Origin of the sequence: Tautonia plasticadhaerens (assembly GCF_007752535.1) — a bacterium.
In the GTDB taxonomy this organism is placed as follows: Bacteria; Planctomycetota; Planctomycetia; order Isosphaerales; family Isosphaeraceae; genus Tautonia; species Tautonia plasticadhaerens.
The window spans coordinates 2371466-2385731 of sequence record NZ_CP036426.1 but is presented as its reverse complement, the minus strand read 5'-3'; the positions used below and the strand labels follow the sequence as shown (position 1 = coordinate 2385731).

The 14266-nt window shown below is 70.8% G+C and carries 11 protein-coding genes; 5 read left to right on the top strand and 6 right to left on the bottom strand.

The features are described from left to right. The first annotated feature begins 56 nt into the window (after positions 1-56). Complete coding sequence (locus ElP_RS09150; protein WP_145268569.1) at positions 57-320, top strand: hypothetical protein; 264 nt, start codon at positions 57-59, stop codon at positions 318-320. Here the strand turns inward: ElP_RS09150 and ElP_RS09145 are convergent. Continuing rightward, on the bottom strand, positions 317-1366 hold the full coding sequence (locus tag ElP_RS09145; protein ID WP_197446833.1) for a tyrosine-type recombinase/integrase: 1050 nt from the start codon (positions 1364-1366) through the stop codon (positions 317-319). The two genes, ElP_RS09150 and ElP_RS09145, sit on opposite strands and share 4 nt — an antisense overlap. 721 nt (positions 1367-2087) lie before the next feature. Further along, positions 2088-2390 carry an RNA recognition motif domain-containing protein gene (locus ElP_RS39445; protein WP_231749592.1) on the bottom strand — a complete coding sequence of 101 codons (303 nt, stop codon included), beginning with the start codon at positions 2388-2390 and terminating at the stop codon, positions 2088-2090. Positions 2391-2833: 443 nt separating this feature from the next. On the opposite strand from ElP_RS39445, the gene ElP_RS09135 reads away from it, so the two are divergent. Further along, the gene (locus ElP_RS09135) at positions 2834-3064 is read left to right on the top strand and encodes a hypothetical protein (protein ID WP_145268563.1); all 231 of its coding nucleotides are present in this window, start codon (positions 2834-2836) and stop codon (positions 3062-3064) included. Between the two features lie 468 nt (positions 3065-3532). Beyond that, a complete protein-coding gene (gene eutB / locus ElP_RS09130) occupies positions 3533-5842 on the top strand; it encodes an ethanolamine ammonia-lyase subunit EutB (RefSeq protein WP_145268561.1) in 2310 nt (769 codons plus the stop codon). A 77-nt stretch (positions 5843-5919) separates the two neighbouring features. Here eutB and ElP_RS09125 read toward each other — a convergent pair whose 3' ends face one another. The 3 genes from ElP_RS09125 to ElP_RS09115 are packed head-to-tail and all read right to left on the bottom strand — an operon-like array spanning position 5920 to position 11421. Then, a complete protein-coding gene (locus ElP_RS09125) occupies positions 5920-7218 on the bottom strand; it encodes an ABC transporter permease (RefSeq protein ID WP_145268559.1) in 1299 nt (432 codons plus the stop codon). 35 nt (positions 7219-7253) lie between these two features. Next, the gene (locus tag ElP_RS09120) at positions 7254-8774 is read right to left on the bottom strand and encodes an efflux RND transporter periplasmic adaptor subunit (RefSeq protein ID WP_145268556.1); all 1521 of its coding nucleotides are present in this window, start codon (positions 8772-8774) and stop codon (positions 7254-7256) included. 10 nt (positions 8775-8784) lie between these two features. Further along, complete coding sequence (locus tag ElP_RS09115; RefSeq protein WP_145268554.1) at positions 8785-11421, bottom strand: TolC family protein; 2637 nt, start codon at positions 11419-11421, stop codon at positions 8785-8787. Positions 11422-11711: 290 nt separating this feature from the next. On the opposite strand from ElP_RS09115, the gene ElP_RS09110 reads away from it, so the two are divergent. Together ElP_RS09110 and ElP_RS09105 are read left to right on the top strand one after the other, a co-directional pair. After that, positions 11712-13091, top strand: a complete 1380-nt coding sequence (locus ElP_RS09110; RefSeq protein WP_145268552.1) for an L-lactate MFS transporter — start codon at positions 11712-11714, stop codon at positions 13089-13091. Between the two features lie 29 nt (positions 13092-13120). Continuing rightward, complete coding sequence (locus tag ElP_RS09105; RefSeq protein ID WP_145268550.1) at positions 13121-13348, top strand: MFS transporter small subunit; 228 nt, start codon at positions 13121-13123, stop codon at positions 13346-13348. Here ElP_RS09105 and ElP_RS09100 read toward each other — a convergent pair. Beyond that, positions 13332-14243, bottom strand: coding sequence for a tetratricopeptide repeat protein (locus ElP_RS09100; RefSeq protein ID WP_145268548.1), 912 nt, complete (start codon positions 14241-14243; stop codon positions 13332-13334). The two genes, ElP_RS09105 and ElP_RS09100, sit on opposite strands and share 17 nt — an antisense overlap. Positions 14244-14266 lie beyond the last annotated feature (23 nt).

The window sequence follows — 14266 nt, the reverse complement described above, 5'->3', positions numbered from 1 at the left end:
CGGTACCGGCGTCCGGGCCGCGCGACCGCGACAGGGCACGGGCGCCGGAGGGCACGATGGAGCGAGAGCGACGCAGACGCAAGGGTGCGCAGGCGCGACGTCGCGTCCGCACGTCGATCACCTGGGACGAGGCGACGCTGAAGCGCCTGGAGCACTACTGCGTCGAGACGCGGCGGGACCGCAACGACGTGCTCGCCGAGCTGGTCGACCGCCACCTCACCCGCTTCGTCGTCGCCGACCGCGGCGGCCCGGACCGGGACCGCCGGGAGGACGACCGGGGCGGGGGGGAGGGCCCCACGCCGCTGAACGTCGTGGCCTAGGCCGCGGGCGGCGTGAAGTCGATCGACCGGACGGCGGCGGCGAGGTTGGACAGGTCGGCGTGGCGGTAGTGCCGCTGCGTCGCCGGCCTGGTGTGCCTCAGGACGCGCTGCACCACCAGCTCGGAGAGGCCCCAGGCGCTCTCCGCGTGGGTGGCCCAGGAGTGCCGCAGCGAGGCGAACGTCAGGCCCGGGACGCCGGCCTCCTCGCCGGCCGCCTTCAGGGCGCCGATCGGCCGGGAGGCCGTCGACCCGTTGAGCCAGGGGCCGAGCCGGTCGACCCGGGGGAAAAGCCAGTCCGACCCCGCCCGATCGACCCAATCGGCCAGGATCGACGCCAGGGCCTCGGGCATCGGCACCGGGGCTGCGGCCGAGGGCCGCTTCAGCCGGCGGCGACGACGGACGTGGACCACCCGCCCCCCCAGGTCGACGTCCCGGCGCTTCAGCGTCAGGGCCTCGGTCCGCCTCAGGCCCGTGTAGGCGACCGTGCCGACCAGGGCATAGAGCCGGCCCCCCTTCCACGTGTCGGCGTGGCCCGAGAGGTGATCCAGGACCCGGGCGATCGACCCGAGCGGATGGTGCCGGACGCGACCCCCCTCCTCCTCGTCGTCGCCGATCGGCTCGCTGGTCGTCCCCCAGTCCCGCCAGGCGGCGAAGGGGCTGCGGGCCAGGTAGCCCCGGGCGACCGCGTAGGCCGAGGCCGAGCGGAGGTAGGAGAGCAGGCCGGCCGTCGTCGCCGGCGACCGCCCCTCGGCCCCGCACCGCTGCCGATACCCGGCGATGGAGGCGGGGGTGAGGTCGCGCACCGTCGAGACCGAGGGCTCCTGCCCGAACTCCCGGAGCGCCTGCCGCATCTTCACCCAGGTGGATCGGGCCCGGGATGCGTCGTACAGCGAGAGCAGCTCGGCCTGGAAGTCGTCCCAGCTCGGCCCGACCTGCATCGGGGCGATCGGCGGGCTCGGGTCGGTCCCCCCGTACATCCCGACCAACCGGGCCAGGATCTGCTCGATCGGCGGGAGCGCGGCCATGTCCGTCGTCGTCGGTGCCATCGTTGGCGTCCTCCGTGTCGGGGCCGTCATTGGCCCCGAGCCGAAGGTACGCCGCGGACCGCGAGGCGGCTCCGCCACGCATCGCATCAATCGGGCGACGCGCCCGGAGGACCGATCCGACTCGCGCGACCCACCTTCCGATCAGGGTCCCCGCAGGCCGCAGACGTTTCGTAAAGCGGGGGTTAAGAGTTCGACTCTCTTCGGTGGCTCTTTCCAAGTCGCTCGTCCGCAACCCGTTGCGGAAAGCCTGCGTGCGGCTCGTCGGTGTGCATGTGACGCCGCATGTTCCACGAGGCACCGACCCGCCCTGGTTTTTCGTGATTCGGGGGGGAAATCGCTCGCCCCACATCCCCTCCCTGGGGCTCTACCTCGACGCCCTTCGGGTCCGGGGCACCGAGCTCCGCACGCCGGGCGGGGGAATGCCCTGTCCGCCCCGGTCTGGGCCGCCTCCGACCCGTCGCTCCTGATCCGGGCCGACGCCGCCGTCGTCGCCGACAAGGACGACTCGCTGACCGAGGTCGGATCGGGCGGTGCCCGTGGCCCTCGCCCGAAGCGCGGCCCTGCCCGAGGGTGAGGAAGGGCGCATCCTCCGGTTCTTGGTCGAGGATGGGATGAGGGCGAGGCGGGGGATGCGGGAGATCGCCCGGCGTCCCAGGTCGATCGGTAAGGGGGAGCCATTCGTCGGCCCTCCCCTCATTCGTCTCGGCGATGTCGGGATCGGTCAATCGCCCCGACCATGACCGCCGCCATCGCCCAGGCCGCCGCCGCCGACGCGGGCCTCGCGGGGCTTGGCCTCGTTGACCGTCAGCCGACGGCCCCCGTACTTGCGGTCATGCAGGGAGTCGATGGCCGCCTTGGCGGCATGGGCGTCGCCCATCTCGACGAAGCCGAAGCCCCGGCTGCGGCCGGTCTCGCGGTCCTCGACAACCTGGGCGCTGACGACCTCGCCGAAGCCGGCGAACAACGCTTCGAGGTCGGGACCGGTGGCCTGGAACGGCAGGTTCCCGACGTATATTTTCTTCAAGGCGATTCGCTTCTTCGAACGGGACGTCGGGACCCGACGATCACGCGCTGGGTCCCGGCACAACGGTGCCGAGTCGGTGGCCCGTCGGGCAGGCAGGCGAGGGAGGGGTGCGAGGCCCGAGACCAGGGGGATCAACGTCGCCGGCTCTCTCGTATCCCAGCTGGGGAGGCTTACGTCGCCGTGTCCGAAAAGGGTCGCCCCGATGGGGAGATCGCCCGAATTCCCCGATTCCGGGGGTAAACCACGGACCACACGACCGGGCCGGATCGGCGCTCGGATCGGGGTTCCCATCGTCTGCGAGGTTCCGCCCGATGGCGGATCGGGCCCGCCGGTGGCATGATCGGGCCGGAACGGTCTGCTGATCGGGTGGAGGCTCCGGATTGGCCCTCGGCCGAGACTCGGCCCCGGCCCGGGTGCCGATCCCAGGCCCAGGAGAGGACGCCATGGCGTCGGATGACGAACTCAAGCGGGCGTTGAAGGCGTTCAAGAAGCGGCTGAAGCTGACCCGGCTCGACGACGAGTCGGGGCTCAGCCGGGGCGGCGGGAGGAAGTCGGGGATCACCGGGATCACGCCCCCGCCGGGGCACCCGTCCGGCGTCTGGGAGGAACTCGTGGCCCGGGGCAAGCTGAGGAGGGACATGGGAGGCACCTACGCCCTGGTGGAGGGGGCCTGAAGGCCGGCCCGGGTGGCCGCTCTACGGCCCGAGGTCGCCTGAACTGCGCCCTCTCTCGTTCACGGTGGCCACCTCACTCGTCGAGACGCCCGGCACGTCCATCTCCGCCACGTCGAACTTCAACGCCCGCTCGCTGCGGACGTCGGCACCTCCAAAGGGAACCGAGGGTGGCCCGCCGCTTCAAACCGAGCCGAATCAACGGAACAAATGACGCTCGACCCCCGACGACCATCGGCCGTCCGGCGAGTGTCTTCTTCGGTGTCGGCGGGCGATCCGGCGAGTTGCCGTCGGCGGCCGGACCGTGACGTCCCGGGGCCGACGCCCGGATTCGTCCTGGAGCGGACCAGGTGCGGCCGGTATCGTAGGGACGAGGTGATTGAGGGGGCCTGGCCCGGTCCGCCGGGCGGAGGGCGACCGTCCTCGGGACGATCGCCGGGGCGACTTCTCCGGGAAGGGGTGACGGCGGTGATGCGACGGCGGACCTTCCTGGGTGTGTTGGCGGGAGGTGCCTCGGTCCTCTCGATCGGTCCGGCGGGCCGCGCCCTTCGGGCGTCTCGGGCCGGGCCGGGCGTCGTCGTGGGCGAGGCCCGGGCCGGCGAAGGGCTCGTCCAGCGGGTCCATTCCGTTTCGGGGGGGTTCGACGAGGCGATCTTCAAGCAGCTCCTCGGCGCTGCCAACGTCTTCAAGGAGGGGGACGCCATCGTCGGCGTCGCCGCCGCCGACGAACGGTCCCGGGGCAATGCCCGGGCCCTGCTGGCCAACACGAGGCCCGGGGAGGTCGACGCCCACCCCCTGCTGCGGGATTCGCTCACCGACCTGCTGCGAACGGACGTGGACGACGAGGCGGCCCGGGCGACCGCCGGGATGACCTTCGGCGCGCTGAAGCGGTTCCTGCTCGAACGCGACGAGGACGAGATCAAGGCGATCATGCCCGGGCTCTCCTCCGAAGTCATCGGCTGCGTGGTGAAGCTGATGAGCGACCGGGAGCTGGTCGCGGTCGGCTCCAAGATCTTCAACCCGCTGCCCGGCAGCCGGATCGGCGCGAAGGGGTACCTCGGCGCCCGGATCCAGCCGAACTCGCCGACCGACGACGTGGACGACGTCCGCTGGCAGGTCTTCTCGGGCTGGTCGTTCGCGGTCGGCGACGTGGTGCTCGGCAACAATCCGGTGTCGAGTCGCCCCGAGTCGGTCCTGGCGATCCAGGAGGCGCTGAAGGACCTGCTCGACACCTTCGGGCTCGACGGCGTCCTGCCCCACTGCGTGCTGTCCCACATCGACGTCCAGGCGGAGGTCGAACGCCTCCGGCCGGGCAGCACGGCGTTGTGGTTCCAGAGCATCGCCGGCAGCGACTCCGCCAACCGGACCTTCGGCGTCGACACCGAGTCGATGTGCGCCTACGCCTCCTCGCGGACCGGGCCGTTCGGCCTCTACTTCGAGACCGGGCAGGGAGCCGACTTCACCAACGGCCACGGCCATGGCTTCGACATGGTCCTGCACGAGTCGCGCAAGTATGGATTCGCCCGGGCGCTCTCCCGGCTCGTCGCGGCCGCCAGGGAGGGGGCGGGGGCGACCGACCCGAGGCCCTGGGTCCACCTCAACGACGTGGCCGGGTTCATCGGCCCGGAGGTCTTCCGGACCAGGGAGCAACTCGTCCGGTGCTGCCTGGAAGACATCGTGATGGGCAAGCTGCACGGCCTCTGCATCGGGCTCGACGTCTGCTCGACCTTGCACATGGACGTCTCGCTCGACGACCTGGACTGGTGCCTCGACCGCATCCTGCCGGCGAACCCGGCCTACCTGATGGCCCTTCCCACGAAGATCGACCCGATGCTCGGCTACCTGACGACCGGCTTCCAGGACCACGTCCGGCTCCGGGAGCGGTTCGGCTACAAGGTCGACGACCGGATGTGGGGGTTCTTCCGGCGGCTCGGCGTGATCGACGCGCAGGGGCGGCCGACCGAGCACTTCGGCGACCCGATCCATGTCTACCGGGAGTACCGTCGGCTCAAGGGAGACCCGAGGAGCGACGAGGAGATCGCCTCGGAGGGGGAAGCCCGGATCGATCAGGTCCGGGGCCACGGCGTCTTCCTCGCCCGGGGCCGGGGAGATCGGCCCTGGGACCCGGAGCCGGGCCTCGGCGAGGCGGTCCGACGCATCTACGACGACGCCAAGCGGAGCATCTGGGCCGAGCTTCCCCCCGGGTTCGTCGAGCAGGTCCCCGGCGTCGTTCGCGTCGAGACGAGGTCGGCCGACCGTTCGGATTACATCGTCCACCCCGAGTCCGGCGAACGGCTCTCGGCCCGGGGGGCCGAGGCGATCCGGGGGCTCCGGGGGCGACACCGGGGGCGATTCGACGTGCAGGTCGTCGTCTCCGACGGCCTGAACGCGCTGGCGATCACCGACGAGGGACACCTCGGCCCGTTCCTCGACCGGCTCCGGGAGCGGCTCGACGCCGAGGGCTACCGGCCCGCCCCCGAGACGATCGTCGTCACCTCGGGCCGGGTCCGGGCCGGGTACCGGATCGGCGAGGCCCTCTTCGGCGGGCTGGAGGGACCCCGGGCGATCCTGCACGTGATCGGGGAGCGGCCTGGCACCGGCCACCACACCTTCTCCGTCTACATCACCTCGCCTCCCGGCCCGACCTGGGCCGAGGAGGGCCGGGTCGACCACGACATCACCCGGGTGGCCTCGGGGATCGCGGCCACGGCGATGACCCCCGTGAGGGGGGCCGACGAGGCAGTCGACCTGCTGAACACGCTGACCCGGGCGGGTCGGTAGGCCCGCCGGGCCGGGGGCTCGCCTCGTTCGATTGACCCCGGCCTCCACCACGGTCCGCGATCCGGGAGGGTCCCGGATCACTCGGCGCGGAGGGCCTCGACCGGGTCCATGCTCGCCGCCCGTCGGGCGGGGTAGACGCCGAAGACGATGCCGATGGAGACGGCGATCAGGAAGGCGAGGATCGGCGACCAGGGCCGGACGATCGCCTCCATGCCCGAGATGCTGGACACCATCGGCGGCACCGCCACCCCGAGCAGCACCCCGAGCAGGCCCCCGGTGCCGGACATCACCGCCGTCTCGACGAGGAACTGGAAGACGATGTCCCGGCGCTTGGCCCCGAGGGCCCTCCGGATGCCGATCTCCCGGGTCCGCTCGGTCACGGTGGCCAGCATGATGTTCATGATGCCGATGCCGCCGACCAGCAGCGAGATGCCGGCGATCGAGCCGAGCACCACGTTGAAGATCCGCTTCTGGGCCTCGGCGCTCTCCAGCAGCTTCAGCGGGATGGTGATCGCGTAATCGCGCTTGTCGTGGAATTGCTCCAGCATGCTTTCCAGCGCCTCGGCCGTCCGCTCGACGTTCTGCATCGAGTCGACGGCGACCGTCACCTGGCTCAGCTCGATCCGCTCGGCCGAGTAGCTGCCCTGGGAGTCGTGGACGATCAGCTCGCCGAACCGGGCGCGGTCGGTGGTCAGGGGGATGTAGACGTCCTTGCCGAAGTCCTCGGAGGAGTCGAAGTCGCCGCCCGAGGAGAGGGCCGAGCCCGACCCCTTGGAGCGGACCTTGCGGTCGGTGACGCCGATGATCCGGTAGAAGTGGGCCTCGCCGATCCGGATCGACCGGCCGATCGTGTCGCCGAAGGGGAAGAGCTTCTCGGCGAGGTCCGGCCCGATCACGCAGACGTTGGCGAAGCGGTCGAGGTCGACCTGCTGGAGGAACCGGCCCTGGGAGATGGCCTGGCCGGAGAGTTCCAGGCAGCCCGGCACGGCGCCGACGACCCGGGCCTCCAGCTCCTTGTCCAGGTTGCGGACGTTCTGGCGGAAGTGCCGTAGCGGGGTGGCGCCGACGACGGTGGGCAGGGTCTCGGTGATCCGCTTGAAGTCGTCGTGGGTCAATCCGTAGCTGAGGACGAATTCATCCTGGTTGCGCGAGGAGTTGACGTCGTCCATCGGCTTGACGCTGCGGATGATGATGTTGGAGGCGCCCAGCTCGGCGATCAGCCGCTGGGCCTCCAGGCTGGCCCCCTCGGCGATGGCGAGCATGGCCACGACCGAGGCGACGCCGAAGATCAGCCCGAGCACCGTCAACAACGCCCGGAGCTTGTGCAGGCCGAGGTTGCGGATGGCCAGGGTGGTGGCGGTCCACATGCGTCTCATGGTCGGTCGCCCCGATGCGAGCGGTGGTCGGCCGGTCAGGCCGGGGAGGTGCCCGGCGAGGGGGCCGGCGTGGGAGCCGGCTCGTCCTCCCCCTCGGTGTCGTCGCCGAACTCCAGCTGGAGGCGGGTCCGGGCGTCGTGGGTGACGCGGTCCCCCTCGTCCAGCCCGGAGGAGACCTGGACGTGCGTCTCGTTCGAGTCGCCGATCTCGACCGGCCGACGCCCGATCTCGTCCCCGTCGCCGATGACGAAGGCGTAGTGCTCCCCCTTGTGGGCGGCGACGGCCGAGACGGGCACGATCAGGGCGTCGGGGATCGTCCTGGCGAGGATCCGGACCTCGGCCGTCATGTCCGGGCGCAATTCCTCGTCGGGCATCTCGTCGATGGCCACCACGGTGGCGTACTCCTTCGAGCCGCCGCTCATCCAGCTCCGGTTGGAGTCGGCGAGCTGGGCCACGCTCTTGACGGTGCCCTTGAGGACCAGGCCGGGGAAGGAGTCGAGCCGGACCTCGGCCGGCTGACCCGCCTCGACCTTCTTCACCATCGACTCGTGCACGTTCACCGAGACCTGCATGCTATCCATGTCCGGCAGGCTGAAGATCTTCTGCCGGAAGTAGACCATCGCCCCCTCCCGGATCTGCCGGCTGGAGTCGTACCAGGCCTCGTTGGCGTAGGCGACCACGCCGGACTGCTCGGCGATGATCGTGCACTTCTCCTTCATCTCCTGGAAGGTGTCGAGCTGGCGTTGCTCCACGTCGAAGGTCGCCTTCGCGGAGTTGTGCTCGCTCTCGGCCTTGGCGACCTGGGCGATCCGGTTGGCCTTCGAGCGGACGACCTTGCTGCGGGCCTGGGAGACCTTCGAGGTGTGCTCGGTCACCATCCGTCGGCGCTCGTAATTCTCCTTGACGTCCAGCTTCAGCACGTCCCGCTCCATGTAGTTCTTGAACTGCTCGTATTCCTGCTCGACCGCCCGGAGCTGCTCGGGGCTGCGGAATCCCTTGCGGACCAGCTCCCGGAACTGCTCCAGCTTCTCGGCGCTCCGCTCGACCTCCATCCGGGCCAGGGCGATGTTGCCGCGGAGGTCCTTGATCTCGGCCGGGAAGTCCCCCTCGACGTACTTCTCCAGGTCGATCCGGGCCAGCGTCAGCTCGACCTCGGCCTCCTGCACCTTGCTCTCGGCCTCGTTGCGCTGGATCTCCAGCTCCTGCTCGGTCGTCTCGATCTTGGACTGGGCCTGCTGGACCTTGATCTCCTGCTGGGCGACGTTCTGGTCGATCTCGGAGGTGTCGAACCGGCAGACGACCTGCCCCTGCTCCACCTCGGTGCCCTCGGGCACCAGCTCGATGATCTTGATCTCCCGGCCCTGGACCTCGCAGATGCCGTCGACGGTCTTGGTGCTCTGGAGGTTGCCGCGCTCGGTGACGACGATCCGGAGCGTGCCCCGGCGGACCAGGCTGGAGATCGGCAGGTCGGACGACGGGCCGCCGAAGCCGAAGTCGAGCGCCTCGGAGTTCACGTAGGCGAACCCGACCGCCGACCCGGCCACGCCCAGGATCATGACGAGCCGGCTAAGGGATTTCAGCCTCCTCCACCAGCCCCGGGAGCGGCGGGAGGGGGGGGACGACGTCGGTGCCGAGGAGCCGGTCCTCGGATCGGGCGCCGGGGTCTCCCCCGGCGGCGAGGGCGGTGCGAAGGTCGAGCTCATTGGTCCACACACCCCGTTCGTCGATGTCCATCAGGTCGAAGTCTTGGTACAGCGTCAGCCGGGCCGTCTCGTAGGAGACCCAGTTGCCGATCAGGGCGTTCTTCGCATCGAGCAACGCGCTCAGGGCGTTGAGCAGCAGCAGCGTCACGCTCTCGTTCGGCTCGTCGCTGGTCCGGAGCGTGTATTCAGCCTCTTCGAGCTGACGGGCCGAGATCAAGAGGCTCTCCCGGGCGATGTCGAACTGCCGGCGTGTCAGGGCCAGGTTCCGCAGGTCGAGCCGGATCTGCCGGGCGACCTCGTCCCGGGTGAGCATGTAGGCGCGCCGGGCCCGCTGGTAGGTGATCTGAGAGGCCCGGTAGGCGTTCCGCTCCAGCCTCCGGGTCAGCGGCGCGTCGTATTCCAGGCCGAACAGGTGATTGCTGGCCGAGGCGTCGAACCGGAAGATCCCGTCGAAGCCCGGGTCGGTGGCCAGGGTGCCGGAGTATCGGAGGTTGAGGTCGGCCTTCAGCGCATTGGCCGCTACCTCTACATTGCGCCAGGCGTCGGTCACCTGGCCCTTCGCGTTCATGAGGTCGAGCCGATTGGCCAGGGCGATTTGGATGGCGCGGTCGACCGAGAGCCCGACCGGGGTGAGGGCGATCCGGTAGACCCTCACCTGGGTCTGGGTGATGAAGATGTCGGAATACCGGGCCCGGAACTCGTTTCCGGCGAGGTCCCGGAGCGCCTCCCAGACTTCCTCGGCGGGGGCCGACCCGATGGCCTCCCGCAACGCGGCCAGTTCGAGGATGTCCCCCTCGATCGCGTCCACGACCCCGACCCGCCGGGGGGCGACGCCGAGGGCGCCGACCAGCGGGGGCTCACCCAGCTCCCGGAGCCGGACGCCGAGGTCGGCGACCGCGTCGAGGAAGGAGGACGCCCGGGTTTCTCCCAGGTCCGGCTCGTCGAAGACCGAGGAGGGGAGCCCCCGGATCCCCTGGACCAGGCCGGCCATCTCCCCGAGGATCTCCGGCCGGCGGTCCTCCCGGCGCGGGGCCCGATCAGCGTCGCTCCCGAACAGGACGTCGAAGGCCCGCTCGGCGCGCTCGAACTGGCGGATCGCCTCGGGGTCGGCCCCCTCGGGAGGGGGGACCAGGCGGCCACTCTCGGGGTCGATGGGCCCGAGGGAGAGTCGCCAGGCGTCGAACTCCCGGGTCAGGTCGCCGAGCACGGCCCTCAGCTCATCGAACTCGGCGGCGAGGGCGCCGGCGGCCTCGGCCAACTGCCCGGTCGGCGGCGCCTCGTCGGTCTGGAGCAGGGAGAGGTAGAGGGCCTCGTTGCGGTCCCGGAGCGTCTCGAGGCGGGGGTCCGACAGCTCGAACATCCGCAGCGGCGCGTCGTCGAGCGTGACCGGCAGCTCGGGGGGCAGGCCGAGGCCGATCCGGTAGAAGTCGAGGGCCGTCTCTAGGCTCGCCTCCTGGCTGACCAGCCCGAGCTGGGCCGCCTGGAATTGCTGGGCGACCTGCTCCCGCTGGATCGGGGCGGCCTGCCCGGCGGCGACCAGGGCCTCGGTCTCGGCGAGGTTCCTGGCCGTCGCCTCCAGGTTCTCCCGGGCGTTGCGGATCCCCTGCAATTGCTGGAGCAGGCCGAGGTAGCCGCCCTGGGCCACGGTGTCGACGTAGAAGGCCCGGCGGAACCGGGAGAAGTCGCGGAGGGCGTAGAGCACCCCGCGCTCCTCCAGCGAGAGGGCCTGCGTGGCGATCCGGGTCAGGCCCCCTCGCAGCAGCGGCTGCAAGGCCGTGACCGTGAGCACCGAGGTCGCCGTGTTGACGATCCCCCCGCCCGAGGTCTCGAAGGCCAGGGCGTTGGTGAACTGCGCCAGCAGTTGGGCCCCAGAGTAGAACTGCTTCCGCACCAGGCCGTTGGTGTCGAAGGTGAAGCGGTCGACCTCGTTGATCCCGCCCCCGCTGCGCAGGTAGGCCGGGATGGTGCCGATGAAGGGCTGGACCATGAACTCGAAGCGGGCCGAGGTCAGGCCCAGCCCGGCGAGGTAGAGGTCCTCGACGGCGAACTGGTAGTCCCGGCTGTTGACCAGGGCCAGGAGCATCACCGTCCGCTGATCCAGGGGGACGGAGCCGTCGGGCAGCCGGGGCAGGACCTCCAGCCAGGAGAGATCCTCGATCGGTGAGGAGCCGCGGGACCTCCAGCCGAAGAACTCGAACGGCCGCCCCCGGGAGACCTGGAACAGCCGGGCGGCCGGGTCGTCCTGCGGGACCGGCTCGGCGTCGGGCGGGTCCGGATCCGCCATCCGGGACAGCGCCGCCGCCTCGACCGGGCGGGGGGGCACCGACCATCTCGGGTCGAGCCGACGCTGCTCCTGGATCGCGTAGACGTCCAGGTCCGCCCGCTCGCGGTAGTGGTATCGGCTGCACCCGGTCGCCAGGAGCGTCGCAAACGCCACGATGGTCCACCCGAGCAGAGGCCCCCCGCGACGGGAGGCGTCCTCGGCCTGCAGGCCCTGCATCGGCGCGACTCCGTTCTCGCCTCCGCAGTCGGTCCCGACCCGCCGTCGTTCTCCGACATCTGTCTGAAGGCCCATCCTAGTGCGGATCCGGGTCGAGATCAAGCCGAATTCGATCGGAGTCGCGGGGACGCCACTCCGGTGGCCGATCGGGCCGGGCCGCGGGGGAGGTCCGGTCCCGATCCTTGACACAACCCGTTGCGGCGACTAGCGTGGCCGCGTTGTCGGATGCCGGCCGAGGGCCGACCCGACCCGGAATCGTGCCCTCCTCCCGAGTCCTTCTCAATCCCCCCATGCCGATCGCCAGCATCCTCGACCGGGAGCGGACCGTCGCCCCTCCCGGGTTCAACCGATGGCGGATCCCCCAGGCCGCGATGGCCGTGCACCTGTGCATCGGGGAGATCTACGGCTTCAGCGTCTTCAACGTGCCCCTGACTCGGGTCGTCGGCGTGGGACGGTCGCTCGGAGGGAGGGACTGGACGATCCCCCAGGTCGGCTGGATCTACTCGATCGCCCTGGTGATGCTCGGCCTCTCGGCGGCCTTCCTGGGACGATGGGTCGAGCGGGTCGGGCCGAGGAAGACGATCGTCGCCAGCGCCTGCTGCTTCTGCGGCGGGCTGGGGCTGTCGGGCCTCGGCGTGGCGACGCACCAGCTCTGGCTGCTCTACCTGGGATACGGCGTGATCGGCGGGGTCGGTTTGGGGCTCGGGTACATCGCCCCGGTGTCGACGCTCGTCCGGTGGTTCCCCGACCGGCCGGGCCTCGCCACCGGCCTGGCGATCATGGGCTTCGGCGGCGGGGCGCTGATCGGGGCGCCGCTAGGGGTCGAGCTGATGGGGGCGTTCCGCTCGGCCGAGTCGGTCGGGGTGGGGCAGGCATTCCTGGTGATGGGGATTGCCTACTTCGCCTTCATGATGTTCGGGGCGTTCGCGATCCGGGTCCCGGCCCCCGGCTGGAAACCCGAGGGATATGTCCCGCCCTCGATCCCGAGGAGGCTGGTGACCCATGCCGACGTGCCGGTGCACCTGGCCTGGAGGACACCGCAGTTCTGGCTGCTCTGGGCGGTGCTCTGCCTGAACGTCACGGCGGGGATCGGCATCCTCGGCCAGGCGTCGCTCATCTGCCAGGACATGCTCGGGGTCTCGGCGGCGGTCGGCGGCGGGTTCGCCGGCCTCTTGAGCCTGGCGAACATGGGGGGGCGGCTGTTCTGGTCCTCGGCGTCGGACCTCCTGGGGAGGAAGGCGACCTACAGCCTCTTCTTCCTGCTGGGGGCGGTCCTCTATGCGATCGTCCCGGCGACCCGGGGATCCGGGAGCGTGGCCCTGTTCGTCCTGATCGCGGCGGTGATCATCTCCATGTACGGCGGCGGCTTCGCGACGATCCCGGCGTACCTGCGGGACCTGTTCGGGACGATGCACCTGGGGGCGATCCACGGTCGGCTGATCACCTCGTGGTCGATGGCGGCGGTGCTCGGCCCGCAACTGGTCAATTACATCTCGACGTATCGGATCGAGCAGGGCGTGCCGAGGGCCGAGGCCTACAACCTGACCATGTACCTGATGGCCGGCCTGCTGCTGCTCGGCCTGGGCTGCAACCTGCTCGTCAGGCCGGTCGACGAGCGGTTCCACCACCCGGCCGACCTCACCCCCGCCGTCCCCCCTCCTTCGACCTGATAACCGGCCCGGCCGGAACTGAGGCACACATGGCCCGAGACGATGCGAAGACCTCGCCGCTGGTCCTGGCCCTCTCCTGGATGGTCGTCCTGATCCCCCTGGGGTGGGGGGTGGTGCAGAGCGTGGCCAAGTCGCTCCCGCTGTTCGCGGGGGAAACCGCCCCGGCCGAGGCCCTCCCGGATGACGACAACGAGGGGAGGGCCGGGGAACGATCGATTGCGGTCGACGATCGACCCGGGGTCACCGCGACCCCTTGAACGACCCTCGCCCCCCTGCCCCGCCTCCGGCAGCGGGGTCGGGTCCTCGGGCGAAGGGATCGCTCGGGAAGCCCGGGTCGAACAGGGCGTCAAATCCGGGGAGGGGCCGGATGGCGTCGAAGGCGGGGTCGGTGGCGAGCCTCCGGCGGCCCCGATAGCCCAGGGAGACCGCCTTCCCCAGGGCATCGAGGGCATCAAGTGCCTCCCGATGTCGGGCCGAAGCGGGGCGAGGCCCTTCGGCCGATTCGGCCATCGAGGCGGATCGGGAGAGGTCGGCGGCGACCGCCACGAACTGCCCGGGATCCTCGCCGTCCCAGAGGGCCCGGCGCCGCCGGGCGGCCTCGGCGGCCCGGCCCGGGAGTCCCAGCGCCAGGCCGACTATCGCCTCCAGCATGTAGGAGTTGCTGATGAGGTAGCGGTCGGTCCGGTCGCCCGGAGAGTTTGACCTCAGCGCTTCCCAGATCCGCGCCGCCTCGTCGAGCAGGGGCAGGCAGTCCTCATCCCGGCCGAGTTCGTGCAGGGAGGCGGCCTGCATGGTGAGCACGTTCCCCAGCAGCAGGCGGTCCCGGACGGTCCCGCCCTCGACGTTCGAGAGCCGTCTGGCGATCGGCTCGGCCTGGCCGAACAACCCGGCCGCCCGCTCGTGGTCGCCCCTCATGCCGTGCATCGCGCCCCGGTTGACGAGCACCACGGCGTAGTCGTGCTGGAGCGCATGGTCCTCGGGATAGCGTCCCGCCAGCGACCGGGTCAGCTCCAGTTCCGCTTGGCCGACCGGGGCCGCCTCCTCGGGTCGGCCGAGCCTCAACAGGGCCACGTTCAGCAAGCCCTGGATCTGCGACCGCTGCCTGGCGTAGTCGACCCGGTTCGGGGCATCCTCGGCGAGGCGTTCGAGCATCGGCCCGGCCTCCCGGAAGCGGG